Annotated in this window: 16 protein-coding genes; all 16 read left to right on the forward strand. The window is 67.1% G+C overall.

What is annotated here, in order from left to right:
- Positions 1 to 38: 38 nt before the first annotated feature.
- Complete coding sequence (locus GGR61_RS09575; protein WP_184408771.1) at positions 39 to 842, forward strand: DsbC family protein; 804 nt, start codon at positions 39 to 41, stop codon at positions 840 to 842.
- 406 nt (positions 843 to 1248) lie between these two features.
- The gene (gene purL / locus GGR61_RS09580) at positions 1249 to 5295 is read left to right on the forward strand and encodes a phosphoribosylformylglycinamidine synthase (RefSeq protein ID WP_184621251.1); all 4047 of its coding nucleotides are present in this window, start codon (positions 1249 to 1251) and stop codon (positions 5293 to 5295) included.
- A gap of 936 nt (positions 5296 to 6231) precedes the next feature.
- Positions 6232 to 12327: an ESPR-type extended signal peptide-containing protein gene (locus GGR61_RS09585; RefSeq protein ID WP_184621252.1), complete on the forward strand. Its 6096-nt coding sequence runs from the start codon at positions 6232 to 6234 to the stop codon at positions 12325 to 12327.
- Between the two features lie 226 nt (positions 12328 to 12553).
- Positions 12554 to 14437 carry a S8 family peptidase gene (locus GGR61_RS09590; protein ID WP_184621253.1) on the forward strand — a complete coding sequence of 628 codons (1884 nt, stop codon included), beginning with the start codon at positions 12554 to 12556 and terminating at the stop codon, positions 14435 to 14437.
- 129 nt (positions 14438 to 14566) lie between these two features.
- Entirely contained in the window at positions 14567 to 16294 is a 1728-nt protein-coding gene (gspE, locus tag GGR61_RS09595) for a type II secretion system ATPase GspE (protein WP_184621254.1), read from the forward strand.
- Between the two features lie 163 nt (positions 16295 to 16457).
- Positions 16458 to 17675 carry a type II secretion system F family protein gene (locus tag GGR61_RS09600; RefSeq protein WP_184407419.1) on the forward strand — a complete coding sequence of 406 codons (1218 nt, stop codon included), beginning with the start codon at positions 16458 to 16460 and terminating at the stop codon, positions 17673 to 17675.
- Between the two features lie 123 nt (positions 17676 to 17798).
- The gene (gspG, locus tag GGR61_RS09605) at positions 17799 to 18230 is read left to right on the forward strand and encodes a type II secretion system major pseudopilin GspG (protein ID WP_184407418.1); all 432 of its coding nucleotides are present in this window, start codon (positions 17799 to 17801) and stop codon (positions 18228 to 18230) included.
- 9 nt (positions 18231 to 18239) lie between these two features.
- On the forward strand, positions 18240 to 18749 hold the full coding sequence (locus GGR61_RS09610; RefSeq protein WP_184407417.1) for a GspH/FimT family pseudopilin: 510 nt from the start codon (positions 18240 to 18242) through the stop codon (positions 18747 to 18749).
- Entirely contained in the window at positions 18746 to 19159 is a 414-nt protein-coding gene (locus GGR61_RS09615; RefSeq protein WP_184621255.1) for a prepilin-type N-terminal cleavage/methylation domain-containing protein, read from the forward strand. The genes GGR61_RS09610 and GGR61_RS09615 overlap by 4 nt, the downstream gene beginning before the upstream one ends.
- Complete coding sequence (locus tag GGR61_RS09620; RefSeq protein ID WP_184407415.1) at positions 19156 to 19794, forward strand: type II secretion system protein J; 639 nt, start codon at positions 19156 to 19158, stop codon at positions 19792 to 19794. Before GGR61_RS09615 ends, GGR61_RS09620 begins: the two co-directional genes overlap by 4 nt.
- Entirely contained in the window at positions 19791 to 20642 is an 852-nt protein-coding gene (locus tag GGR61_RS09625) for a type II secretion system protein GspK (RefSeq protein WP_184621256.1), read from the forward strand. The genes GGR61_RS09620 and GGR61_RS09625 overlap by 4 nt, the downstream gene beginning before the upstream one ends.
- Positions 20639 to 21760 (forward strand): PilN domain-containing protein, encoded by a 1122-nt coding sequence (locus GGR61_RS09630; RefSeq protein ID WP_184621257.1) that lies wholly within the window; start codon positions 20639 to 20641, stop codon positions 21758 to 21760. Before GGR61_RS09625 ends, GGR61_RS09630 begins: the two co-directional genes overlap by 4 nt.
- Positions 21744 to 22388, forward strand: a complete 645-nt coding sequence (gspM, locus tag GGR61_RS09635) for a type II secretion system protein GspM (RefSeq protein WP_184621258.1) — start codon at positions 21744 to 21746, stop codon at positions 22386 to 22388. The genes GGR61_RS09630 and gspM overlap by 17 nt, the downstream gene beginning before the upstream one ends.
- The gene (gene xpsN, locus GGR61_RS09640) at positions 22378 to 23163 is read left to right on the forward strand and encodes a type II secretion system protein XpsN (RefSeq protein ID WP_184621259.1); all 786 of its coding nucleotides are present in this window, start codon (positions 22378 to 22380) and stop codon (positions 23161 to 23163) included. Before gspM ends, xpsN begins: the two co-directional genes overlap by 11 nt.
- A complete protein-coding gene (gene gspD, locus GGR61_RS09645; protein ID WP_184621260.1) occupies positions 23160 to 25481 on the forward strand; it encodes a type II secretion system secretin GspD in 2322 nt (773 codons plus the stop codon). Before xpsN ends, gspD begins: the two co-directional genes overlap by 4 nt.
- Positions 25478 to 26317 carry a glycosyltransferase gene (locus tag GGR61_RS09650; RefSeq protein ID WP_184621261.1) on the forward strand — a complete coding sequence of 280 codons (840 nt, stop codon included), beginning with the start codon at positions 25478 to 25480 and terminating at the stop codon, positions 26315 to 26317. The genes gspD and GGR61_RS09650 overlap by 4 nt, the downstream gene beginning before the upstream one ends.
- Positions 26318 to 26320 lie beyond the last annotated feature (3 nt).

Consider the following 26320-nt stretch of genomic DNA (forward strand, 5'->3'; position numbering starts at 1 on the left):
TGCGAGAATCCATGCACCCCATTCCACTGGATGCGTGAATGTATCGTCTTGCCATCGCCGCGCTGCTGGGCGCGATCAGCCTTACCGCCTGCGCACAATCCTCGCAGCCTGCGGCAAGCACCGCCGGCGCCAAGCCAGCCGGCGCCGCTGCCCCCGCTGCCGCCGGCAATGTGGATCAGCGCGTGAGTACTGCACTCAAGGCGCTGGACCCGGACTTCAAGCCCGATTACATCGGCGCCGCGCCGTTTCCCGGCTTCCGCGAGGTCGTGGTGGGCGGGCAGGTGCTGTACGTCAGCGACGACGGCCGTTACCTGATCCAGGCGCAGCCGTTCGATATCCAGAACAAGCAGTTCGCCGCCAGCCCGGGCCTGCTGGCCTATCGCCGCAAGCAGCTGGAGACCGTTCCCAAGGCCGACCGTATCGTGTTCGCGCCGGCAAATCCCAAGTACACCGTGACGGTCTTCACCGACGTGGAATGCGGTTACTGCCGCAAGCTGCACAGCGAGATCGGCGAACTCAACAAGCAGGGAATCGCGGTGGAATACCTGGCGTTTCCGCGCATGGGCCTGGGCAGCCAGGACCACAAGGAGATGGTCGCGGTGTGGTGCGCCGCCGACCGCAAGCAGGCTCTGACGGCGGCCAAGTCCGGGCAGCCGGTGAACGCCAAGGACTGCAAGAACCCGGTGTCGATGGAATACACCCTGGGCCAGCGTCTGGGCGTCAACGGCACCCCGGCGATCTTTGCGCCGGACGGCACCCAGCTCGGTGGCTACCTGCCGCCGGCGCAGCTGCGCGAGGCGCTGGAAAAGCGCGCCGTCACCACGGCCGGCGGTAGCCGCTGAGGTCTCCGGCAGCGGCGCTGTGATGCTGCTTTGACGCCGGCCGCTGCGACGGTCGGCGTGATCGATCAAGAGGCCGGGATGCGCATGCATTCCGGCCTCTTGCGTTTCAGGGGGGCTGACGGTGTCGGTTGTGCGCTGTGAGAGCGGCGGCGGATCGGCGTTGGTCGGCGCTGCGTGGGTCGCCACCGCGTTGGTATCCGGGCCGGCGGCAGCTGCGCGCGGGAATCCTCGATGGCATCGCCATCCGCCTTTGGCCGTTGCCGCATCGGGCCGGAACGCGCCGCATCCAGGCAAGGCGGTGCGACGCATCACCCGACAGATCGGCAGCCGACCCACGTCGGGTCCGGCGCCGATGCATCCGCTCCGTTACAATCTGCAGCCCCGTTTCTGACACGGTTCCCCGGACATGATGGTCCTCGAGGGCGCTTCCGCCCTTTCGCCGTTCCGCCGCGCTCGGCTCGAAACCCGCCTGCAAACCCTCGTTCCCGCGCTGCGCATCACTGGCGCCTGGCACGTGTACTTCATCCGCGCCGAGGCCGGGCAAGCGCCCGACCAGGCCACCTTGCAGCGGATCCTGCAGGCCGAAGCGGCGCCCGCGCCGCGCGCCGAAGACGCCTCCTCGCGCTATGTGGTGCCGCGCCTGGGCACGCTGTCGCCGTGGTCGAGCAAGGCCACCGAGCTGGTGCGCGGGGCCGGGCAGCCGATCCAGCGCGTGGAGCGTGGCACCCGTATCGACCTGGCCGGCTGGCCGCAGGATGCCGCCGAGCAGGCGGCCGTGGCCAAGCTGCTGCACGACCCGATGACGCAGTCGCTGCTCGGTTCGGCCGCCGCCGCCGAGGCGCTGTTCAATGTGCCCGATCCCGGCCAGCTGCAGCGCGTGCCGCTGGATGGGCTGGAACAGGCCAACCGCGACCTGGGCCTGGCGCTGGCGCAGGACGAGATCGACTACCTGCGCGAACGCTTCGCCGCGCTGGGCCGCGACCCCGCCGACGTCGAGCTGATGATGTTCGCCCAGGCCAACTCCGAGCACTGCCGGCACAAGATCTTCAACGCCAGCTGGACCATCGACGGCAAGGAGCAGGAACGCTCGCTGTTCCGCATGATCAAGCACACCCACCAGCAGACCCCGCAAAACACCTTGTCGGCCTACAGCGACAACGCGGCGGTGGTGGAAGGCGTGCCGGCCGCGCGCTATCGCCCGGATCCGGCCAGCGGCGAATACCGCAGCGAGGCAGTGTTGCCGTCGGCGTTTGCGATCAAGGTGGAAACGCATAACCACCCCACTGCGATCGCGCCATTTCCCGGCGCGGCCACCGGTGCCGGCGGCGAGATCCGCGACGAAGGCGCCACCGGGCGCGGCGGCAAGCCCAAGGCCGGCTTGACCGGTTTCAGCGTGTCGCACCTGCGCATCCCGACCCTGCCACAGCCGTGGGAAGCGCCGCGCGCGCTGAATCCGCGCATGGCCCCGGCGCTGGACATCATGCTCGACGGCCCGCTGGGCGGCGCGGCATTCAACAACGAATTCGGCCGGCCGAACCTGCTCGGCTATTTCCGCAGTTTCGAACTGGCCGAAGGCCCGGGTCTGACCCGCGCCTACGACAAGCCGATCATGCTGGCCGGCGGCCTGGGCGCAATCGATCGCAACCAGGTCGAGAAGCTGCGCCTGCAGCCGGGCGATGCGGTGATCGTGCTGGGCGGCCCGGCGATGCTGATCGGCCTGGGCGGTGGTGCGGCCAGTTCGGTGGCGGCCGGCGACAGCGCCGAGGCGCTGGATTTCGCCAGCGTGCAGCGCGAAAACCCGGAGATGGAGCGCCGCTGCCAGGAGGTCATCGACCGCTGCGTGGCACTGGGCATCGACAACCCGATCCGCTGGTTCCACGACGTGGGTGCGGGCGGGCTGTCCAACGCCATTCCCGAATTGCTGCACGACTCCGGCGTGGGCGGCATCATCGACCTGGGCCGGGTGCTCAGCGACGACCCCTCGCTGTCGCCGCTGGAACTGTGGTGCAACGAATCGCAGGAACGTTATGTGCTGGGCGTTCCGCAGGCGCGCCTGGACGAATTCGCCGCGATTTGCGCGCGCGAGCGCTGCCCGTTTGCGGCAGTGGGCGTGGCCACGGCCGAGGAGCGGCTGGTGGTTGGGTATGGAGTCTTCGACTCCGGGATTGGAGATTCGGGATTCGGGATTCGCAACGGCGCGTTGCCGGCTGCCGATGCCGCTTCTGCCCATTCCCTATTCCCCACTCCCGATTCCCCGCTCCCGATCGATCTGCCGATGGATGTCCTCTTCGGCAAGGCGCCGAAGATGCATCGCGATGCAGTGCATCCGGCCGCGCCGCAGTGGCCGGTGTTGCAGACCGCCACGCTGGACTTGCAGCAGGCCGGTCTACGCGTGTTGGCGCATCCCACGGTTGCATCGAAGAGCTTTCTGGTCACCATCGGCGACCGCAGCGTGGGCGGTTTGACCGCGCGCGAGCAGATGATCGGGCCGTGGCAGCTGCCGCTGGCCGATTGCGCGATCACCCTGGCCGGTTTCGATACCTTTGCCGGCGAAGCGATGTCGATCGGCGAGCGCACCCCGCTGGCGTTGTTGAACGCAGCCGCGTCGTCCCGGATGGCAGTGGGCGAGGCGATCACCAACCTGTGCGCGGCCCCGGTGCAGACGCTGGACAGCATCAAGCTGTCGGCCAACTGGATGGCCGCCGCCGGTCACGCCGGCGAAGACGCCTTGCTGTACGACGCCGTGCGTGCGATCGGCATGGAACTGTGCCCGGCACTCGAACTGAGCGTGCCGGTGGGCAAGGACTCGCTGTCGATGCAGGCGCAGTGGGTTGAAGCCGGGATACGGGATTCGGCATTCGGGATTGGCAAAGCGCCAGAGCCGTCCGCTGTTGCGAATCCCCAATCCCCAATCTCCAATCCCATCGCTCACAAGAGCGTTTCACCTGTCTCGCTGATCATCAGTGCGTTCGCACCTGTCGGCGATGTGCGGACGCAGTTGACGCCGTTGCTGCGCAGCGATGAAGAGAGCGAGCTGTGGTTGATCGGCCTGGGGGGCGGCAAGCAGCGTCTGGGTGGCTCGGTGCTGGCGCAGGTGTATGCCGACGATGCGGCGTTGCCGGCGTTCGGCGGCGAAGTGCCGGATCTGGACGATGCGCAGCGGCTGCGTAGTTTCTTCGAGTTGATCCGTGCTGCGCGCGAGAGCGGTTTGTTGCTGGCGTATCACGATCGCAGCGATGGCGGTGCGTTCGCGGCGCTGTGCGAGATGGCGTTCGCCTCGCGGCAGGGGCTGGATATCACGCTGGATGCGTGGGGCGACGACGCGTTCCGTAGTCTGTTCAACGAAGAACTGGGCGCGGTGGTGCAGATCGCCAGCGAGGATCGCGCTGCGTTCGCCGATCTGGTCGAGCGGCATGCCTTGACCGAATGCGCGCAGCGCATCGCACGCCCCACCGGCGCGCCGCGCATCCGCGTGAGCGAGCAGGGCCGGGTGCTGGCCGAGTGGCGTTGGGAAGAATTGTTCGATGCCTGGTGGTCGGTGAGCCACGCCATGCAGAAACTGCGCGACAACCCGGATAGCGCCGACGAAGAGCGCGCGCTGGCGCGCGACTTCCAGGCGCCTGGACTGCGTCCGAGGCTGGTGTTCGATCCGTCCGAAGACGTGGCCGCGCCGTTCGTGGCGACCGGTGCGCGGCCCAAGGTGGCGATCCTGCGCGAGCAGGGGGTCAACGGGCAGATCGAGATGGCCTACAACTTCGAACGCGCCGGTTTCCGTGCGTTCGACGTGCACATGAGTGACCTGATCGAAGGACGTGTGGATCTGGCGCAGTTCTCCGGCTTCGCGGCCTGCGGCGGTTTCAGCTACGGCGACGTGCTGGGTGCCGGCCGTGGTTGGGCCACCTCGATCCTGGAGCGGTCGGCCTTGCGCGATGCGTTCGCCGCGTTCTTCGCCCGTAGCGATACGTTCGCGCTGGGCGTGTGCAACGGCTGCCAGATGCTCAGCCAGCTCAAGGACATCATTCCCGGCGCCGAGCATTGGCCGCGCTTTTTGCGCAATCGCAGCGAGCAGTTCGAAGCGCGCACTGCGTTGCTGGAAGTGGTGGAGTCGCCGTCGATCTTCCTGCGTGGCATGGCTGGCTCGCGTATTCCGGTGGCGGTGGCGCACGGCGAAGGCCGTGCCGAGTTCGACTCCGTGGTGGACCAGGCCGCCGTGCGGGTGGCCTTGCGCTTCATCGATGGCGATGGTGCGGTTGCATCGCACTACCCGCTCAATCCGAACGGCTCGCCGGACGGCATCACCGGGCTGACCAGCACCGATGGACGCGCCACCATCCTGATGCCGCATCCCGAGCGCACCCCGCGCACGGCGAACCTGAGTTGGCACCCGGCCGACTGGGGTGAGGACTCGCCGTGGTTGCGCATGTTCCGCAATGCGCGCGTGTGGTGCGGTTGATGCAGTAGTGCGCGCCTGATCCCGTCTGGCGGCAGTGAAAAACCCGGTGGCCGTGTGCAGCGATGCACACGGCCACTGTCGTTTTCGCTGTTGTCGTTTTTTGTGCCTGCGCCAGTGCGCGCTTGTTCGAGCGCTGCACTGCAGCGGTGGCGGGCGCGAGCAATGGGGGTGTGGCTGCCGCGCTTTTGCAGTGGGCGCAGGTGTTGCGTGGATGCTGTCTTGCAGGCGCGCGGCGCGCAACCCTGCGTGCAGGCCATGGCGACATGCGGCGACATGCGCCGATAACGCAGGCGCCGGGACCAGCCACACCGGGCGCTTGCCGCGCTGCAGGCCGCCATCCACCGCGTCGCGCGCGCTGGATGGAATTGCGCAACGTCCATCTACACAGACGTCAGGAAGTCGACGCGGGAACGTGGTGCGCGCCGCATCGTCATTTCCCTGGCGCAGGCGTTGGCCGCTGTCCTACCCGGCAGCGTGGACTATCTGCCGACAGTCTGGCTGGCACGCCGCAGACCTGGGCTTTGCGGCATGCGAGCGCTGAGTTTGCGCAACCGCGCTCGCCGGCGTTCCGGCGGGCGGCGTTTTTGTCGGCCTCGGATACGCGTATTCATCTCTGAAATGTCTTTAAAGACAGGATCTAGGTCTCTGTTTTCCAAAGAATTATCAAAAAATTAATAAAAGCGGACAGAACTGTGACGCAAATCACGCCTGGTGCTGCTTTACGTCAAAAACTTGACGCCTTATTTGGCGGCTGTTAACACTTCGCTCAGTTCTATGGTTGGGTAGCGTTCATTTTTTGACTATCCAGATGCCGCTCTCCGCGCATCGCCCTCAGGCCCATGGCGCCAATAACCACAGGAAATTGAAGTGGCTGGAAGGCCACATGGCTGTGGGTGTTCGCCAAAACCAGTCCAAAACTTCAGGAGTCGTGCGTCGATGAATCGGATTTATCGCAAGGTCTGGAACAAATCGTTGGGTGTATGGGCCGTGGCATCGGAATTGGCCACTGGCGATAGCCCGGGTGCAACGACCGCCGCCGCCTTCATCGACCGCCGCCAGAGCCGTTGCCTGGTCGCTGCGATCGCCCTGGCGCTTGGTAGCGCCGGGATCGCAATCCCCCTTTCTGCAATAGCCCAATCGGTTGAGGTCGGCCGCAACGCGTCGGCGTCGGCCAGCAATGCCACCGCCATCGGTGGCAACAGCCACGCCAGTGCGACCGGTGCGCTTGCCAGCGGCGCCGACAGCAGCGCCAGCGGTGTCAACAGCAGCGCCATCGGTCGCCAGACCAACGCCATCGGCGAAAACGCGGTGGCCATCGGCTACAACAGTTTCGTGCGCCAGAGCGGCGAAAACGGCGTCGCGCTCGGCGCCAATGCCGGCGTGACCGGCGCCAACTCGGTGGCCTTGGGCGCAGGCTCGCGCACTCACGAAGACGACGTGGTGTCGGTCGGCAGCGGCAATGGTCGCGGCGGCCCGGCGACACGCCGCATCACCAACCTCAGCGCTGGCGTCAACGCCACCGATGCGGTCAACGTGGCGCAGTTGCAAGACGTGGCCGAAGTGGCCGAAGACACCGCAACGTTCTTCAAGGCGACACCTGGCGAAGACAGCGTCGGCGCCTATGTCGAAGGCGATAGCGCGCTGGCTGCCGGCGATGCCGCCAATGCGGTGGGCACTGCGACCACCGCGCTGGGAACCGGCGCCAATGCAGTGGCCGACAATGCCACTGCAGTCGGTGCAAATGCGCTCGCATCCGGCCAGAACAGCGCCGCTTTCGGCCATAACGCGCAGGCCAACGGCCCAGGCAGCGTGGCGGTCGGCGGTGCGGCGGTGGACGAAAATGGTGCGCCGTTGATCACCAGCGGCGGGGTACCGGTCACCACCGGCGCCACCAGTGCCGGCGTCGGCGGAACCGCCGTGGGCGCCAGCGCCAATGCCGACGGTTTCGCTGCCTCGTCGTTCGGCGTCGGTGCGTATGCAGCCGGTGCGCAAGCGTCCGCGTTCGGTGCGGTTGCCAATGCGGCGGGCGATTACGCCACCGCCGTGGGCACCCAGACCAGCGCCAGCGGCACCAGCAGCACGGCTGTCGGTGGTCCGGTGGATCTCATTCCAGGTCTGGGGGCCTTCGTGCAGACCCAGGCCAGCGGCGAAGCAGCCACCGCGCTCGGTGCCGGTGCGATCGCATCGGGCACCTACACCACGGCGGTGGGCACGCTCAGCGAAGCCTCCGGCATCGAGGCCACCGCGGTGGGTTACTTCGCCTATGCACCTGGCGAAGGCGCCACGGCCGTCGGTCCGGAATCCTGGGCCAGCGGTGAATTGAGTACGGCGCTGGGGTACTACAGCACCGCACGCGGTGCCAACTCGGTGGCGCTAGGCGCGAACGCTGTGGCCACGCGCGCCAACACCGTGTCGGTGGGTGCGGCCGGCGATGAGCGCCAGATCACCAGCGTTGCCGCCGGTACCGAAGGCACCGACGCGGTCAATCTCAACCAGCTCACCGCCGTGTCCGCTGTCGCCGGCAACACGGCGCGCACGTTCGTGGCCACCGGTGATGGCAGCGCGCTTGCCGAAGGCGTCGACAGCGTTGCGGTCGGCTCCAATGCGTCGGCGCTCGCCGACTACAGCACCGCGCTGGGTTCGAGCAGCCAGGCATCGGCGGTCAACACCACGGCGGTCGGCAGCGGCGCGGTCGCCACCGTCAACAACGCCACCGCGCTCGGCTTCAACAGCATCGCCAGCGATCGTTACGCCACGGCGGTGGGCGCCGACAGCGCCGCGTCGGGGTTCTACGGCACTGCGGTGGGCGGCACCAGCGTGGCCAATGGCCGCGGCGGCACCGCGATCGGTTTTGAGAGCATCGCCAACGGCCTGGAATCCACCGCGTTGGGGTTTGCCAGCGTGGCCTGGGGAGACACCAGCACGTCGGTGGGTGCGGAAAGCAGCGCCTACGGCGATGACAGTGCCGGCTTCGGATTTGGCGCCAGCGCGGGCGGCAGCAGCGCGGTCTCGATCGGCGCGCGCAGCAGTGCGCTCGGCACCGGCAGCGTCGCCGTGGGTGCGCTCAGCAATGCCTGGGGCGATGGCAGCATCGCGATCGGTGCAGACACGTTCGTGGAGAACCAGCAGAGCATCGCCATCGGCAATGCGGCGCAGGTGTCGGCCGACAACAGTGTGGCGCTCGGTGCGGGAGCCGTCGCCGATCGTGCCAACACGGTATCGATTGGCGCTGTCGGCGGCGAGCGTCAGATCACCAATGTCGCCGCCGGCACCGAAGGCACCGATGCGGTGAATCTGGACCAGCTCAACGCGGTCGGCGAAACCGCCGGCGCCACCGCACGCCTGTATGCAGGCACCGGTGATGGCACTGCCCTTGCGCAGGGCGAGGACGCCACTGCTGCCGGTTCCAACGCCAGCGCAGACGGCGATTACAGCAGCGCATTCGGCTCCGGCAGCCAGGCGATCGGCACCGGCGCATCGGCAGTTGGCAGTGGTGCCAGCGCCACCGCGCAGTTGGCCAGTGCAACTGGTTACAACGCCGCCGCCAGCGGTTACGGCAGCGTGGCCAGTGGCGCCTACAGCCAGGCCAGCGGCGATTATGCGGTGGCCGTGGGCGGCGAGAGCGAAGCGGCCGGTGCGCAGAGCACCGCGCTCGGTGCAGCGGCCGGCGCCTATGGCGATGGTTCGCTGGCCGCCGGCACGCTGAGCGTGGCCGATGGCAGCGAAACCACCGCGATGGGATATTTCGCCAGTGCCAGCGGCGAATCGGCCACGGCGGTGGGCGCAGAGAGCGTGGCCGATGGCACCAGCGCTGCCGCGTTCGGCTTCGGCGCCGAGGCGGTCGGCAACTACACCACCGCCCTGGGCGGCTATTCCAGCGCGACCGGTTTCAACAGCACCGCGCTGGGCAATTTCAGCGCCGCCAGCGGCTCCAACACCGTGGCCGTGGGCGGCGACGCCACCGCGACCGGCGACTACAGCGTTGCAGCAGGGCAAGGCAGTGTGGCCAGCGGCTACAACAGCGTGTCGGTTGGTGGCGCATTGCTCGGCTTGGTGCCGACCGAAGCCTCCGGCGACTACTCCACCGCCGTCGGCGGCGCGGCATGGGCGCCAGGCCGCAACAGCACGGCGCTGGGTAACTTCGCCGAATCCAGCGGCGACAGCAGCGTGGCACTGGGCGCCGATTCGGTGGCCGATCGTGATTTCGCGGTGTCGGTGGGCAGCGCCGGCAACGAGCGTCAGATCACCAATGTGGCCGCCGGCACCCAGGGCACCGATGCGGTGAACCTGGACCAGCTCACTGCGGTTGCCGAAACCGCGCAGACCACCAGCAAGTATTTCCAGGCCAGCGGCAGCGCCGACAGCGATGCCGGCGCCTATGTCGAAGGCGACAACGCCCTGGCCGCAGGCGAGGGCGCCAATGCCACCGGCAGCGGCGCCACCGCACTGGGTGCCGGCGCGCAGGCGGTGGTCGATAACGCCACCGCGGTGGGCGCGGACGCCTTGGCCAGCGGGATCGGCGCGGCAGCGTTGGGCAACAATGCCCAGGCCCTTGGCGAAAACAGCAGCGCCGTTGGCGCCAACGCGCTGGCCGGCGATGTCGGCGCCACCGCAAATGGTGCCGGCGCGCAGGCGCTGTCGACCTACAGCACCGCGCTCGGCAGCGAGGCGGTGGCGTCCGACAACCAGGCCACCGCCACCGGCTTCCGCAGCACTGCCTCCAACATCGGCAGCACCGCGCTGGGCGGTTACAGCGAAGCCACCGGCTATCTGTCGTCGGCACTGGGGTATGGCGCGGTCGCTTCCAGCGACTACACCACCGCCGTCGGTGTCGCGTCGCTGGCCTCCGGCGTCAGCGCCGTGGCGGTGGGCGAGTTCAGCGAAGCCACCGGCGATGAAAGTGTTGCCGTGGGTGGCAGCACGTTCTCCGGCTTTGTGCCGGCGCGCGCGTCCGGCACCGGCGCCGCAGCCTTCGGTGCAGGTGCGTGGGCAACGGCCGACTACACCACCGCCATTGGTTGGAATTCCTATGCAGATGGCGTCAATGCCAGCGCAGTGGGCCAGAGCGCGGCAGCGCTCGCCGACAACACGCTTGCGGTAGGCGGCGGAAGCCGCGCCGATGCGATCGGTGCCAGCGTGGTGGGGGTGGATGGCTCGGCCACCGGCATCAACAGCACCGGCGTCGGTCGCCAGGTCAATGTGATCGGCGAGAATGCGGTGGCGGTGGGCTACAACGCGTTCGTGCGCCAAAGCGCGGTCAATGGCGTGGCGCTCGGTGCCAATGCCGGTGCGACCGGCGCCGATTCGGTGGCGTTGGGCTCCGGTTCGCGCAGCTACGAAGCCGACACCGTGTCGATCGGCAGCGGCAATGGTCGCGGCGGTCCGGCAACGCGTCGCTTGGTCAATGTCAGCGATGGTCAGACGGCCAGCGACGCGGTCAACAAGCGCCAGCTGGATGCAGTGGCGGCCGATGTGCAGACCACCAGTGGCATGGTGCAGACCACCGGCGACGGTGTGGCCACTGCAACCGGCGATCGCAGCAGTGCTGTCGGTGCAGGCGCCACGGCCAGCGGTGCGCGCAGCGTCGCAATCGCGGCCGGCAGCCGGGCATCGGCCACCGGTGCCAGTGCCATGGGCGTGGACAGCAGCGCCAGCGGCGTGAACAGCACCGCGATGGGCCGGCAGACCAACACCATCGGCGAAAACGGCGTGGCGTTGGGCTACAACTCCTTCGTGCGCCAGAGCGGCGCCAATGCGGTGGCGCTGGGTGCCAATGCCGGTGCCAGCGGCGCCGATTCGGTGGCGTTGGGCTCGGGGTCGCGCACCTACGAGGCCGACACCGTATCGGTCGGTAGCGGCAACGGTCGCGGCGGCCCGGCCACGCGGCGCATCGTCAATGTCGGCAGCGGCGCGATTGCCAGTGCCAGCACCGATGCGATCAACGGCGGACAGCTGTTCCAGTCGCTGAGCAATGCGGCCAGCTTCCTCGGCGGTGGCGCGGCGATCGGTGCGCAAAGCGTGTTCGTGGCGCCGACCTATGTGATCCAGGGCGCCAGCTACAACAACGTCGGGGCGGCATTGACCGCGTTGGACAGCAAGGTCAGCGAGCTGGACGCACGTGGTGGCGTGGCACCTGCCGGCACGGCCGCACGCACAGCGTCGCTGCGCACTGCAGCGATGCCTGCGGTTGTCTCCACTGCAGCCAGCGCCTCGGCGGTGGATGTCACCGATGCGACCGCCAGCGTGCAGGGCACACCCACCGCTGCAGTGGCCGGTACCACGCCGGCAGCGACATCGACGGCGGTGGGAACCGCTGCGGTGGCCAACCACGTCACCGGCACGGCGATCGGTGGCAGCGCCTATGCGCATGGCCCCAACGACACCGCCATCGGCAGCAACGCCCGCGTCAATGCCGACGGCAGCACGGCGGTGGGCGCCAACACGCAGATTGCGGCAGTGGCGACCAATGCGGTGGCGATGGGCGAGGGCGCGCAGGTCAGTGCGGCGTCCGGTACCGCCATCGGCCAGGGCGCACGTGTCAGTGCGCAGGGTGCTGTCGCGCTGGGCCAGGGCTCGGTCGCCGATCGCGCCAACACGGTATCGGTGGGCAGCGTTGGCGGCGAGCGGCAGGTCGCCAATGTGGCTGCCGGTACGCGTGCCACCGATGCGGTCAACAAGGGCCAGCTGGACAACGGCGTTGCCGCCGCCAACAGCTATACCGACAGCCGCTACAACGCGATGGCCGACAGCTTCGAAAGCTATCAGGGCGATATCGAAGACCGCCTGCGTCGGCAGAACCGTCGCCTGGATCGTCAGGGCGCGATGAGTTCGGCGATGTTGAACATGTCCGCCAGCGTGGCGGGTATCGCCTCGCAGAACCGCGTCGGTGCGGGTGTCGGTTTCCAGAACGGCGAATCGGCGTTGTCGGTGGGCTATCAGCGTGCGATCAGTCCGCGCGCCACGCTGACCGTGGGCGGCGCACTCAGTGGCGACGACAGTTCGATCGGCGTGGGTGCCGGCTTCGGTTGGTAACGCGCCGATGCATGACACGCAGCGGCGCCGATGTGCGCCGCTGCGCTAGAGCAAGGCCCGAGGGGGCGGGCAAGGACCGTGGCTGGGCCGGCCAACGGATTCGCATGGAGTGATGGCCGTACCAGGAATGGCGAGCGGAAACGCAGCGAGCCGCAATGCGGTTGCGCAGCGGTGTCGAGCGCCGGCCCAAAGCCTGATCCACGTAAAACACGAAGAGGATTTCACCGTGATCGACAAGCATTTCCGTCTCTCCCCGCTGACCGGCGCCATCTTGATGATGGCCCTGGGTGCATCGGGCACGCTCGCTGCCGCTCCGCAACTGCTGGTCAAGGAACCGACCCAGGCAGCGCCGGACGGTGCCGCATTCAGTAGTCGCCTGATCGTGCGCTACAAGGACAACACCGCTGCTGCGACCGATCGCAGCAGCAAGCTGAGCGCTGTGCAGGCGGCGGTCGGCCGCGTCGGCGCGAGCACTGGCGCACGCAGCAGCGCTGCCGCCGCAAAGGCGACGTATGTGCGCAAGCTCGGCATCGGTTCGGACCTGATCAAGCTGTCCAGCACGCTGACCGGCGCGCAGGTGGACAAGGTGGTGGCCGAGCTCAAGAACGACCCGTCCGTGGCGGACGTGCAGATCGATCGCATGCTGCGTCCGGTGGAAATCAAGAAGGGCGTTGCCGCCACCGATGTGACCCCGCAGCTGGTTCCCAACGACCCGTTTTACGCGCAGTACCAGTGGCATTTGAGCAATCCCAACGGCGGCGTCAATGCGCCGGCCGCATGGGATCTGTCGCAGGGCGCCGGCGTGGTGGTGGCGGTGCTGGATACCGGCATCCTGCCGGGTCATCCCGACTTTGCCGGCAATCTGCTGCAGGGCTACGACTTCATCAGCGATGCGGAAGTCTCGCGCCGCCCGACCGATGCCCGCGTGCCCGGCGCGCTGGATTACGGCGACTGGCAAGAAGCCGACAACGTCTGCTACACCGGGTCGGTGGCCCAGGACAGCTCCTGGCACGGCACCCATGTCTCGGGCACCGTCGCCGAAGCGACCAATAACGGCTTAGGCATGGCCGGCGTCGCTCCAAAGGCCACCATCCTGCCGGTGCGCGTGCTCGGCCGCTGCGGCGGCTACACCTCCGACATCGCCGACGCGATCGTGTGGGCCTCCGGCGGCAGCGTCGACGGCGTGCCCGCCAACGCCAACCCGGCCGAAGTGATCAACATGAGCCTGGGCGGCGGCGAGCCCTGCGATTCGGCCACCCAGCTGGCGATCAACGGCGCGGTGGGGCGCGGTACCACCGTGGTGGTAGCGGCAGGCAACAGCGGCGAAGATGCGGCCAACCATTCGCCGGCCAGCTGCAACAACACCATCACCGTGGGTGCCACCCGCATCACCGGCGGCATTACCTACTACTCCAACTACGGCAGCAAGGTGGACCTGTCCGGTCCGGGCGGCGGCGGCAGCGTGGACGGCAACCCGGGCGGTTACATCTGGCAGGCCGGCTACACCGGTGCGACCACGCCAACCTCGGGAAGCTATACCTATATGGGCTTGGGTGGCACCTCGATGGCGTCCCCGCATGTGGCGGGCGTGGTGGCCCTTGTGCAGAGCGCAGCGATCGGCCTGGGCGAGGGCCCGCTGACTCCGGCTGCGGTCGAGGCATTGCTCAAGCAGACCAGTCGCCGCTTCCCGGTGACCCCGCCGGCCGGCACCCCGATCGGCAGCGGCATCGTCGATGCCAAGGCGGCCCTGGAAGCGGTGCTGGCCGAGCCCTGCGATCCGGCCACCGAGACCTGCGCGCCGACCGCCATCGCCTTGACCAACAAGGTGCCGGTGACCGGCCTGAGCGGCACCTATGCCGGCTCCGCGCTGTACAGCTTCGAGGCCAAGGCCGGCGCCGTGCTCAGCGTGATGACCTACGGCGGCACCGGCGATGTGTCGGTGTACGTGAGCTTCGAGGCAGAGCCCAGCGCGACCAGCTACGACGCCAAGTCGACCCGTCCCGGCAACAGCGAAACCGTGCGCTTCACTGCGCCCAAGGCTGGCACGTATTACATCAAGTTGGTGGGTGCGGCGGACTACGCGAAGCTGACGCTCGTTGCACGACAGTAAGTAGCTGCAGAGTGTGACCAATGCCCCCGGCCAATCACCGGGGGCATTGTTTTTTCAGGCGATCGGGATGTGCGCGGTTGAACGCCACGGCAAACTGCTACAGTCGGCGCCGGACCAGTGGAGACGAGTGTGAACGCGGTTGCCGTCGATCCAATTGAGCAGAAAAATGCCCAGACGCGCATCGTCGAAGCGCTGCTCGAACGCCGTCGCCTGAAAGACACCGATCTGCTGCGCGCGCGCCAGCTGCAGGCCGAATCCGGTATGGACCTGCTGGCTCTGCTGGGCCGTCTGGGCCTGGTGTCCGAACGCGATCATGCAGAAACCTGCGCCGAAGTCCTCGGCCTGCCGCTGATGGATGCACGCCAGCTCGGCGATACCCCACCGGAAATGCTGCCCGAGGCGCAGGGCCTGTCGCTGCGCTTTCTCAAGCAATTCCATCTGTGCCCGGTCGGCGAGCGCGATGGCCGGCTGGAGCTATGGATTGCCGATCCGTACGACGATTACGCGATCGATGCGGTGCGCCTGGCCACCGGGTGCGCGTTGATATTGCAGGTCGGCCTGCGCTCGGAAATCGACGACCTGATCGAGCGCTGGTACGGCCAGGGTCGCAGTGCGATGGGCACCATCGTGGAAACCGCCGACGGCGATGCCAACAGCAGCGACGACATCGAAGCGCTGCGCGACCTGGCCTCCGAAGCGCCGGTGATCCGGCTGGTGAACCTGGTGATCCAGCATGCGGTGGAACTGCGCGCCTCGGACATCCATATCGAACCGTTCGAAAGCCGGCTCAAGGTGCGTTACCGCGTCGATGGCGTGCTGGTGGAAGGCGAAAGCCCGCCGGCCAAGCTCACCGCCGCGGTGATCAGCCGCATCAAGATCATGGCCAAGCTCAACATCGCCGAGCGCCGCCTGCCGCAGGACGGCCGCATCATGCTGCGCGTGCAAGGCAAGGAGCTGGACCTGCGCGTCAGCACCGTGCCCACTGCGCATGGCGAGAGCGTGGTGATGCGTCTGCTCGATCGCGAAACGGTGGTGTTCGACTTCTACAAGCTGGGCTTTACCGAAGACTTCCTGCCGCAGTTCCGCAAGGTGCTGGAGCAGCCGCACGGCATCATGCTGGTGACCGGCCCGACCGGCTCGGGCAAGACCACCACGCTGTACACCGCGTTGAGCCAGCTCAACACCTCGGATGTGAAAATCATCACCGTCGAAGACCCGGTGGAATACCAGATCGAAGGCATCAACCAGATCCAGGCCAAACCGCAGATCGGGCTGGATTTCGCCAATGCGCTGCGCAGCATCGTGCGTCAGGATCCAGACATCATCATGATCGGCGAAATGCGCGATCTGGAAACCGCGCGCATCGCGATCCAGTCCGCGCTCACCGGCCATCTGGTGTTGTCCACGCTGCACACCAATAACGCGGCCGGCGGCATCACCCGCCTGCTCGACATGGGTGTGGAAGATTATCTGCTCACCTCCACCATCAACGGCATCCTGGCGCAGCGTCTGGTGCGCAAGCTCGACCTGGACAACGCCGAACGCTATGCGGCATCGCCGGAAGAAATCGAACGCTTCAACCTGCGCCGCCTGCAGCCGGAGGGCGAGATCTACCTGTATCGTCCGCGTCCCTCGGCCGCTGCGCCGACCGGTTATCTCGGCCGCACCACCATCGTCGAATTCCTGGTGATGAACGACGAGCTGCGGCGTGCGGTGATGCGCCGTGCCGGCATGGGCGAGATCGAACAACTGGCTCGCAACGCCGGCATGCGCACGATGTACGAAGACGGCCTGTCCAAGGCCTTGCGCGGCGAAACCACCATCGAAGAAGTGCTGCGCGTGACGGAGGATGCGTGAGCGTCAATGGAGCAACAGCGGGCATCGGATGCTCAGGATCGCAAGATAACCAGAGCAGCGTCTTGGCAATGCGGTGTCTGCGCCGAATCGCGCCAACACGACGCAGCATCCTGCTTTCCCCGATTCCCGATTCCCGACTCCCCATTCCCGGCCCCACTGCCTGATGCCCCTGTACCGCTACAAAGCACTCGACGCGCACGGCGAAATGCTCGATGGCCAGATGGAAGCGGCCAGCGATGCGGACGTGGCGCTGCGTCTGCAGGAACAAGGCCACCTGCCGGTGGAAACGCGTCTGGCCACTGGCGAAAACGATTCGCCTTCGCTGCGCATGCTGCTGCGCAAGAAGCCGTTCGACAACGCCGCGTTGGTGCAATTCACCCAGCAACTGGCGACCTTGATCGGTGCCGGGCAGCCGCTGGATCGTGCGTTGTCGATCCTGATGGATCTGCCCGAAGACGAAAAAAGCCGGCGCGTGATCGGCGATATCCGCGACACCGTGCGCGGCGGCGCGCCACTGTCCTCGGCGCTGGAGCGCCAGCATGGGCTGTTTTCCAAGCTGTACATCAACATGGTGCGTGCAGGCGAGGCCGGCGGCAGCATGCAGGACACCTTGCAACGGTTGGCCGATTACCTGGAGCGCAGCCGCGCGCTCAAGGGCAAGGTGATCAACGCGTTGATCTATCCGGCGATCCTGTTGGCGGTGGTCGGTTGCGCATTGTTGTTCTTGCTCGGCTATGTGGTGCCGCAATTCGCGCAGATGTACGAAAGCCTGGATGTGGCCTTGCCGTGGTTCACCCAGGCAGTGCTGAGCGTGGGCCTGTTGGTGCGCGACTGGTGGCTGGTGCTGGTCGTGGTGCCGGCCATGCTGGGGCTGTGGCTGGACCGCAAGCGCCGCAACGCGGCATTTCGCGCCGCGCTGGACGAATGGCTGCTACGGCAGAAAGTGATCGGCAGCCTGATCGCACGGCTGGAAACCGCACGGCTGACGCGCACCCTGGGCACCTTGTTGCGTAACGGCGTGCCGTTGCTGGCGGCCATCGGGATCGCGCGCAACGTGATGTCCAATGTCGCCCTGGTTGACGATGTCGCCACCGCTGCCGACGACGTCAAGAACGGTCATGGCCTGGCGCTGTCGTTGGCGCGCGGCAAGCGGTTTCCGCGACTGGCCTTGCAGATGATCCAGGTGGGCGAGGAATCGGGCGCGCTGGATACGATGCTGCTCAAGACCGCCGACACCTTCGAGCTGGAAACCGCGCAAGCCATCGACCGCGCGCTGGCCGCGCTGGTGCCGCTGATTACGCTGGTGTTGGCCTCGGTAGTGGGGCTTGTCATCATTTCGGTGCTCGTACCGCTGTATGACCTTACCAATGCCATCGGATAACGTGGCGGCGTATTCACAATGACTTTCCGGTGACCGCGCCGCATCCATGCGGGAACCATTGCAATGCCCGCCCTATCATCTGTTGGCGGCAGTATTCTTCATCGACGTGCAAGGACATCGTTCATGATCAAGCGTTCCATCACCCGTAGTCCATCGCGTGCAGGCCAGGCCGGCATGAGCCTGCTGGAAATCATCATCGTCATCGTGCTGATCGGCGCGGTGCTGACCTTGGTCGGCAGCCGTGTGCTCGGTGGCGCCGATCGCGGCAAGGCCAACCTGGCCAAGTCGCAGATCCAGACGCTGGCTGGCAAGATCGAAAATTTCCAGCTCGATACCGGCAAGTTGCCGAGCAAGCTCGACGATCTGGTCACCCAGCCGGGCGACAGCAGCGGGTGGCTCGGCCCGTATGCCAAGCCGGCCGAACTCAACGACCCATGGGGGCACACCATCGAATACCGCGCGCCGGGCGATGGGCAGCCGTTCGATCTGATCAGCCTGGGCAAGGACGGCCGTCCCGGTGGCAGCAGCTACGACTCGGACATCAAGTACCAATAAGCCCTCGCCATGCGCGTTGCGTGTCAGCCGTTGCGTCATCGGGATGGAGGAGCCGGCCCTGGTCGTACCCGCACGCGTGGCACCTCGCTGCTGGAGATGCTGCTGGTCATCGCCTTGATCGCGATGGCCGGGGTATTGGCCGCTGCCGCATTGAATGGCGGGATCGACGGCATGCGCCTGCGTACCGCCGGCAAGGCGATCGCCTCGCAACTGCGGTATACGCGCACCCAGGCGATCGCCACCGGCACCCCGCAGCGCTTTCTGATCGATCCGCAGCAGCGCCGTTGGGAAGCGCCTGGCGGCCATCACGGCGATTTGCCGTCGTCGCTGGAGGTGCGTTTCACCGGCGCGCGGCAGGTGCAATCGCGGCAGGATCAGGGTGCCATCCAGTTCTTCCCCGATGGCGCCTCCACCGGCGGGCGCATCGATCTGCGCGTCAAGGACGCGATCTGGCGCGTGGACGTGGGCTGGATCACCGGGGAAGTGCGTTCCGGGCAAGTGCGGACACCGACGCCATGAAGCGCCAGCGCGGTTACACCTTGATCGAAGTGATCGTCGCCTTTGCGTTGCTGGCCCTGGCCTTGAGCCTGTTGCTGGGATCGTTGTCCGGTGCCGCGCGGCAGGTGCGCGCAGCCGACGAAAGCACGCGCGCCACCTTGCATGCGCAATCGTTGCTGGCATTGCAAAACATCGACAAACCGTTGCTGCCCGAACAGCAACAGGGCACGTTCGAAGACGGACATTTTCGCTGGTCGATGGATGTACGCCCTTACGACGAACCGCGACGCAATCCGCAGGCACCGGTCGCTCCCGGTGCGCACACGCTGCTGCAGCTGACCCTGGTGGTGCGCTGGGGCGAGCAGCCCAATCAGGTCTTGCAGTGGCGCAGCTTGCGGCTGGTCGCTGCAACCCAGGGCAGCGCCCCGTGAGCCGTTCGCGCCATGCCGGTTTTACGCTGATCGAAGTGCTGCTGGCGACGATGCTGCTGGTTGGCGGGCTGGCATTGGCGTTTGCCACGCTGCGCTCGGCCAGCGCGGTGAGTCAGCGTGGCGAGGCGATCGCCCAGCGCAGCGAGCGCGTGCGTGCGGTGGAAGAATTCCTGCGTCGGCGGCTGGCGGCGACACTGCCGATCGCAATGGGCATCGACCCGCAGAGTCAGCAGCCGATGTTGTTCGTCGGCGAGCCGCAGCGCATGCGCTTTGCCGCCGATGTGCCGGATTATCTGGGCCGTGGCGGGCCGTATCTGCATGACCTGTCGGTGGCCGGCGATGGCGACCAGCGCACGCTGCTGATCGCGCTGACCATGTTGCAATCGGGCAAGTCGATCGACGAAGCCACCACGTTGCCGCCGGAAACGCTCGCCGACGGCGTGCAGCAGGTGAGCTTTCGTTATCGCGGCATGGATCCGCAAAACGGCCGCCTGAGCGCGTGGCTGCCGCAATGGGAGTGGCACGACCGTCTGCCGCTGCTGGTGCGCATCGACATCCGCAGCGGTGGTGCCGCCTGGCCGCCGATGGTGGTGGCGTTGCCGCAGTCCGGCAATGCCGGAGCGATGGGACAATGAGCACGATGCGCGGCGCCGCCCTGGTGTTGGTGTTGTGGTTGATTGCCCTGCTGACCGCGATGATCGGCGCATTCGCGCTGACCGCACGGGTGGAAGCGCTGCAAGGCAGCATGTTGCGTAACGGCGCGCAGGCGCAGGAATACGCACGCGCGGGCCTGGAATACGCGTTGTCGCGCCTGCAGAGCGGCGATACGCAGGCACGCTGGCGCGCCGATGGCCGGCGCTATCGTTGGCGGATGGACGATGCCACGGTGGAGATCCGCATCATCGACGAGAGCGGCAAGGTGGATCTGAACATGGCCGAGCCCGCGTTGCTTGCCGGCTTGGTGCGCGCGGTCGGTGGCGAGCGGGCCAGCGCCGCGCGCATTGCCGGTGCCATCGTCGATTGGCGCGATGGCGACTCGCTGAGTCAGCCGGGCGGTGGCGCCGAAGACCGTGATTACGCCGACGCCGGGCTGCCATATGGCGCAAAGGACAGCCCGTTCGAAACCCTGGGCGAGTTGCGACTGGTGCTGGGCATGGAGGGTGAGTTGTATCGCAAGCTGTTGCCCAACCTCACGCTCTACAGCGGTCGCTCGCGCCCGGAACCGCGCTTTGCGCCCGGCCCGGTGCTGACCGCGATGGGCCTGGATGCGCAGCAATTGCTGGCCCAGCGTGACGCGCCGCTGGGTTTGCCGGGCAGCGAGGCGACGTTGGGTGGCTCGGACACTTATAGTATCGAGAGCCGGGCGCGCTTGAGTCAGGGACGCGAGGCTGTATTGCGTGCGGTCGTGTCCACAAGCGCGTCCGCATTACCGGGATCGGCCTATACCGTGTTGCGTTGGGAAGAGGGAGCAGCAGTGCAATGACCGCATGGCGGGATAGCTTGGGTCGCATCGGCGTACGCGCCATGCCGGGAGCCGGAGGCTTCTGGCGTTGGTGGCAGCAATCGTTGCTGGCCTGGTTGCCGCAGCGCTGGCAATGGCAGTTGGGCCTGTCGCAGGCGCGCCTGTTGCTGCAGCTCGATGGCGATGCGCTGCAGCTGCTGCGCCAGCGCGATCACAGCAGCGAGGCCATCGCCACGCTGCCGTGGCCGGTGCAGCCGAACGAAATGAACGCCTTGCTGCCGACCGCCCTGGAATCGCTGCCACGCCATTGGCTGCTGCCGGCTGTGCAGGCATTGCGTCGTCCGTTGCGCCTGCCGGCAGCGGCAGCGGCGCGCTTGCAGGATGTGGCGCGCTTCGAAATCGACCGGCAAACCCCGTTCACCGCCGACCAGGTGTATTTCGACGCGCGCGTGCTCGATGTGCGCGGAGACGGCCAGCTCGATGCCGAACTGGTGGTCGTGCCGCGCCGCATGATCGACGGCCCTGCCGGTGTGCCCGATGCATGGGCCAGTGCGTTGTCGGGCATCGATGTCGCCGACGCGCAGGGCCTGCCGCTGGGCGTGAACCTGCTGCCGCCGACGCGCCGGCTGCGGCGCAGCGACCCGATGCAGCGCTGGAATCTGTTGCTCACCGCCGCCGCGCTGGTCTTGCTGGCCGTGGCCGGTTGGCTGCTGCTCGACAATCGCCGCCAGGCCGCCGACGACCTGCGTGCCAAGGTGCAGGCCAACGCCGCGCGCGCACGCCAGGTCGCCGCCGAACGCCAGCAATTGATGGACCTGGTCGAAGGCGCCGCGTTCTTCCAGAAGCAACGTGCCACCCGCCCCACCTCGGTGGAAATCTGGGACGAGCTGAGTCGGCGTTTGCCCGGTGGCACTTATCTGGAGAAATTCTCGGTCGAAGGCGGGCAGCTGCAGTTGATCGGCTTGAGCAACGAGGCGTCCTCGCTGGTGCGGCGTCTGGAAGGCTCGCCGCTGTGGCACACGCCGTCGCTGACCGGCGTGCTGCAGAGCGATGCCGGTCGTAACGTGGACCGCTTTACCATCACCGCCGAGCTGGCCGGCCCCGACGCGAAGGAGTCGGCCGATGCCACGCAGCGTTAAGCGCGACCGCTGGATCGCTTTGGGCCTGCTGTTGCTGGTGATCGGCGTGGCCTATCTGGTGCTGGTGCACCCGTGGTTCACCCAACCGATGATCGCGGTGCAGGACGAGTTGCAATCGCTGCGCGAGCGCGAGCTGCGCGTGCGCGTGCAGCTGCAGCAGGCGCCGGAGGTCAGCAAACGGCTGCGCCAGGCGCGCCAGACGCTGGAAAGCCGCCCGGGCTTCCTGCCGGAGACCTCGGCCGAACTGGCGTCGGCCGGGCTGGTGCAGCGGCTGGAACGTGCGGTGGTGGAAGCCAGCCCCGGAAACCGCAGCTGCGCCATCAGCAACCGCTCGCCGTTGCAGCCGGAAAGCAAGGGCCGCTTCACCCGCGTCGCGGTGCAGGTGCGCCTGCGCTGCGGCACGCCGGAGTTGGCCTCGGTGCTGTACAGCCTGGAAAACGGCACCCCGCGCCTGTTCGTGGACAATCTCAACGTGATGGCGCAGCGCTACCAACTCTCGCCCAACGAAAGCGGCAACGGCCTGGATATCGCCTTCGAACTGGCTGGCTATCTGCGCCCGGGCGCCAGCGCCGCGCCGCTGAACACGGGTGCCGCGCCCGCCGCCGGGGGGGGACGCAATGCGCCTTGATGAAATCGGCCTGCGCACCTGGCTGTTGGCCACCGTGGTCGGCTGGGCGTTGCTGGTGTGCGTGCTGGCCGTGGCTGGCCTGGGCAAGCGCGTGGAGTTGCTGCCCGACGATCCGGCGCTGGTGCAGCGCCTGCCCGCATTGCCGGCCCCGGCGCCGGAGCGGCTGGGGGCGTTCGAGAAGTATTCGGAAATCGCCGCGCATCCGGCCTTCGCCGAAGACCGCCTGCCGCACCCGTTCTTTCTGTCCGGTAACGACGGCACCAGTGCCGCCTCCACGGTGCGCCTGACCGGCGTGCTGCTGACGGACACCTTCAAGATGGCGACGCTGACCTTGGACCCGCACGATTCGGTGCGCGTGCAGCTCGGTGGCGAGCCGGTCAAGGGCTGGCGCCTGCTCGCCCTGCAGCCGCGCAGCGCAACCATCGAAGGCCCGGGCGGCACGCAGACCCTGGAACTGCACGTGTTCAACGGCCAGGGCGGGCAACCGCCGACCGCCAATGCCGCCGGCCGTGTTGCCGCCGCTGCGACTCCGCCGCTGCCATCGCCCGATGCCGCCGCCACCGCCCAGCCGCCGCAGGCCCAACCCGCGACACCTGCCCAGCAGCCTGGCGGGCAGGTCGCGCCGACGGTGCCGCCGCAGCGCAGCGACGGTGCCCAGCAAGCCCCACGCCCCTCCGACGATCAGATGCGCGCTATCCGCGAACGTATCGAAGCCCGACGCCGCCAGCTGCAACAGCAGCGCCAGAGCGGCTCAACCCCCGGCCAGACCCAATGAGTGAACGCATGACGCCGCGCCTGTTTCCCGTGTCCCTGCTGATCGGCCTGCTGGCCGGTTGCGCCACCACTCCGCCGCCGGACGTGCGCCGCGATGCGCGCCTGGATCCCCAGGTCGGCGCTGCCGGCGCCACCCAGACCAGCGCCGAGCAACGCGCCGACGGCACTGCCGCCGCCAGTGCCAAGCCCAGCCCGGTGATCCGCCGCGGCAGCGGCAGCATGATCAACCAGAGCGCGGCCGCCTCCCCATCGCCCACCCTGGGCATGGCCAGCAGCGGTAGCGCCACCTTCAACTTCGAAGGCGAATCGGTGCAGGCCGTTGTCAAGGCGATCCTGGGCGACATGCTCGGCCAGAACTACGTCATCGCCCCGGGCGTGCAGGGCACCGTGACCCTGGCCACGCCCAATCCGGTGTCGCCGGCGCAGGCCTTGAACCTGCTGGAAATGGTGCTGGGCTGGAACAACGCACGCATGGTGTTCAGCGGTGGCCGCTACAACATCGTGCCGGCGGATCAGGCACTGGCCGGCACCGTCGCGCCCAGTACCGCATCGCCGTCGTCCGCACGTGGCTTCGAAGTGCGCGTGGTGCCGTTGAAGTTCATTTCCGCCAGCGAAATGAAGAAGGTGCTCGAGCCCTACGCGCGCCCCAACGCCATCGTCGGCACCGACAATTCGCGCAACGTGATCACCCTGGGCGGCACCCGCGCCGAGTTGGAAAACTATCTGCGCACCGTGCAGATCTTCGACGTGGACTGGTTGTCGGGCATGTCGGTGGGGGTGTTCCCGATCCAGTCCGGCAAGGCCGAAAAAGTCAGCGCCGATCTGGAAAAGGTGTTCGGCGAACAGAGCAAGACGCCCAGCGCCGGCATGTTCCGTTTCATGCCGCTGGAAAACGCCAATGCGGTGCTGGTGATCACCCCACAGCCGCGCTATCTGGACCAGATCCAGCAGTGGCTGGACCGCATCGACAGCGCCGGTGGCGGCGTGCGCCTGTTCTCGTACGAGTTGAAATACATCAAGGCCAAGGACCTTGCCGATCGCCTGTCGGAAGTGTTCGGCGGCGGGCGCGGCAACAACAACGACTCCAACGCCTCGCTGGCCCCGGGCTCGGAAACCAGCGTGCTCGGCGGCGCACTGGGCAATCGCGACAGCAGCATGGGCGGCAGCTCGGGCATGACCGGCGGCAGCGTCGGCGAAAGCGGCGATGGCAGCTCTTCCGGCAGCAGCTTCGGTGGCAGCAGTGGCAGTGGAAGCAGCAGCGGCGGCCTGGGCAATGGCACGTTGCAGCTGTCGCCGCGCAGCAACGGCAACGGCGCAGTGACCCTGGAAGTGGAGGGCGACAAGGTCGGCGTGTCGGCGGTGGCCGAAACCAATACCTTGCTGGTGCGCGCCACCCCGCAATCGTGGAGTTCGATCCGCGATGTCATCGAAAAGCTCGATGTGATGCCGATGCAGGTGCATATCGAAGCGCAGGTGGCTGAGGTGAATTTGACCGGCCAGCTGAGCTACGGCGTGAATTGGTATTTCGAGAATGCGGTCAATGCTGCTGCCGACTCGGCGACCAACGCTACGGGCATTGGCACGGGGGCGGGGTTGGCCAGCGCGGCCGGTCGCAATATCTGGGGTGATATCGCTGGTAAGGTGGGCGAGGGCGGGCTTGCCTGGAGTTTTCTCGGCAAGAATGCAGCAGCAATCATCACTGCACTTGATGAAGTGACGAATGTTCGCTTGTTGCAGACTCCGTCCGTATTTGTGCGAAACAATGCCGAAGCCACCTTGAATGTCGGCTCGCGTATCGCGATCAATTCAACGTCTATCAATACCGGGCTTGGCAGCGACAGCAGTTTCTCTTCGGTGCAGTACATCGATACCGGGGTGATCTTGAAGGTGCGTCCGCGTGTGACCAAGGACGGCATGGTGTTCCTTGATATCGTGCAGGAGGTCAGCAGTCCTGGCGACCGTCCCACTGCTTGTACTTCGGCTACTGCGACGGTCAATGCAGCCGCTTGTAATGTGGATATCAATACGCGTCGGGTCAAGACCGAAGCTGCCGTCCAGAGCGGCGATACGATCATGCTGGCTGGTCTGATCGACGACAACAGCAGCGATGGCAGTGCAGGCCTCCCATTTTTGAGCAAGTTGCCTGTCGTTGGTGCGCTGTTCGGCAGGAAAACCCAAAACAACACTCGCCGCGAAGTCATCGTGCTGATCACCCCGTCGATCGTGCGCAACCCGCAGGAAGCGCGCAATCTCACCGACGAATACGGCCAGAAGTTCAAGGCCATGGAGCCGCTGAAGCCCAGCCAGAAGCCGCAATGAGTGCGGCACTGCCCGTCGTGCTGGTGCCGGTCGGCACCGACGACGAGGCCCTGGATGCCTGTCTGGGTGCATTGGATGCCGCCACGCCCGCTGGCACGCGGGTGTGGCTGGCCGACGATGCGCAAGCCGGCCCACGCGGCCGCGCGGTGGTCGATCACTGGCTGGCGCGCACGCCGCTGCAGGCGCATTACACCCGCCGCCAACGCATGCTCGGCGAGGTGGCGCATCTGGACGAAATGCTCAGCGGCTGTGGCGATGCCGACGTGGTCGTGTTGGGTGTGGATGCCTGCCCGCTGCCGGGTTGGTTGAATCAGTTGAATGCCTGCTTCGCACGTGATGCGGCGATCGCCACCGCCACACCGTGGAGCAATGCCGGCGAAGCCTGCGGCTGGCCGCGCCTGGGCGAACTCAATCCGATGCCTGACGCGCCGGAGCGGCTGGCCGCCGCCTGCGCGGCGATGCCGCCGCTGCATCCGGAGCTGCCCTCGGCGATCGGCCATGCGGTGCTGCTGCGCGGCAGCGCACGGCGCAAGGCTGGCGGGCTGGACGCCAGCAGTTATGGCTCGTGGTATGCCGCGCTGGTGGATCTGAGCCTGCGCATGGGCGGGCTGGGATGGCGCAATGTGCTGTGCGACACCGCGTTTGTCGCCTCACCGCACGAAGGCGGCCCGGCCGATGGCGACATGGATGCGCTGGCCACGCGCTGGCCCGCCTGGTACGCCCGTCTGGCCAACTTCCTGATGCACGACCCGCTGCGTGCGCAGCGCGATCAGCTCGCACACTTGCTGGCCGATCTACCGCCGCCGGATCCACAACGCAGGCTATTTGACGCGTAGAAC

Origin of the sequence: Xanthomonas sp. 3058, from assembly GCF_014199765.1 — a bacterium.
Lineage (GTDB): Bacteria > Pseudomonadota > Gammaproteobacteria > Xanthomonadales > Xanthomonadaceae > Xanthomonas > Xanthomonas campestris_B.

What these genes read in the sequence shown, in the direction of transcription:
- GGR61_RS09575 (WP_184408771.1), top strand. Translation starts at nt 39, where the DNA reads ATGTATCGTCTTGCCATCGCCGCGCTGCTGGGCGCGATCAGCCTTACC.
- purL (WP_184621251.1), top strand. Translation starts at nt 1,249, where the DNA reads ATGATGGTCCTCGAGGGCGCTTCCGCCCTTTCGCCGTTCCGCCGCGCT.
- GGR61_RS09585 (WP_184621252.1), top strand. Translation starts at nt 6,232, where the DNA reads ATGAATCGGATTTATCGCAAGGTCTGGAACAAATCGTTGGGTGTATGG.
- GGR61_RS09600 (WP_184407419.1), top strand. Translation starts at nt 16,458, where the DNA reads ATGCCCCTGTACCGCTACAAAGCACTCGACGCGCACGGCGAAATGCTC.
- gspG (WP_184407418.1), top strand. Translation starts at nt 17,799, where the DNA reads ATGATCAAGCGTTCCATCACCCGTAGTCCATCGCGTGCAGGCCAGGCC.
- GGR61_RS09610 (WP_184407417.1), top strand. Translation starts at nt 18,240, where the DNA reads ATGCGCGTTGCGTGTCAGCCGTTGCGTCATCGGGATGGAGGAGCCGGC.
- GGR61_RS09615 (WP_184621255.1), top strand. Translation starts at nt 18,746, where the DNA reads ATGAAGCGCCAGCGCGGTTACACCTTGATCGAAGTGATCGTCGCCTTT.
- GGR61_RS09625 (WP_184621256.1), top strand. Translation starts at nt 19,791, where the DNA reads ATGAGCACGATGCGCGGCGCCGCCCTGGTGTTGGTGTTGTGGTTGATT.
- GGR61_RS09630 (WP_184621257.1), top strand. Translation starts at nt 20,639, where the DNA reads ATGACCGCATGGCGGGATAGCTTGGGTCGCATCGGCGTACGCGCCATG.
- gspM (WP_184621258.1), top strand. Translation starts at nt 21,744, where the DNA reads ATGCCACGCAGCGTTAAGCGCGACCGCTGGATCGCTTTGGGCCTGCTG.
- xpsN (WP_184621259.1), top strand. Translation starts at nt 22,378, where the DNA reads ATGCGCCTTGATGAAATCGGCCTGCGCACCTGGCTGTTGGCCACCGTG.
- gspD (WP_184621260.1), top strand. Translation starts at nt 23,160, where the DNA reads ATGAGTGAACGCATGACGCCGCGCCTGTTTCCCGTGTCCCTGCTGATC.
- GGR61_RS09650 (WP_184621261.1), top strand. Translation starts at nt 25,478, where the DNA reads ATGAGTGCGGCACTGCCCGTCGTGCTGGTGCCGGTCGGCACCGACGAC.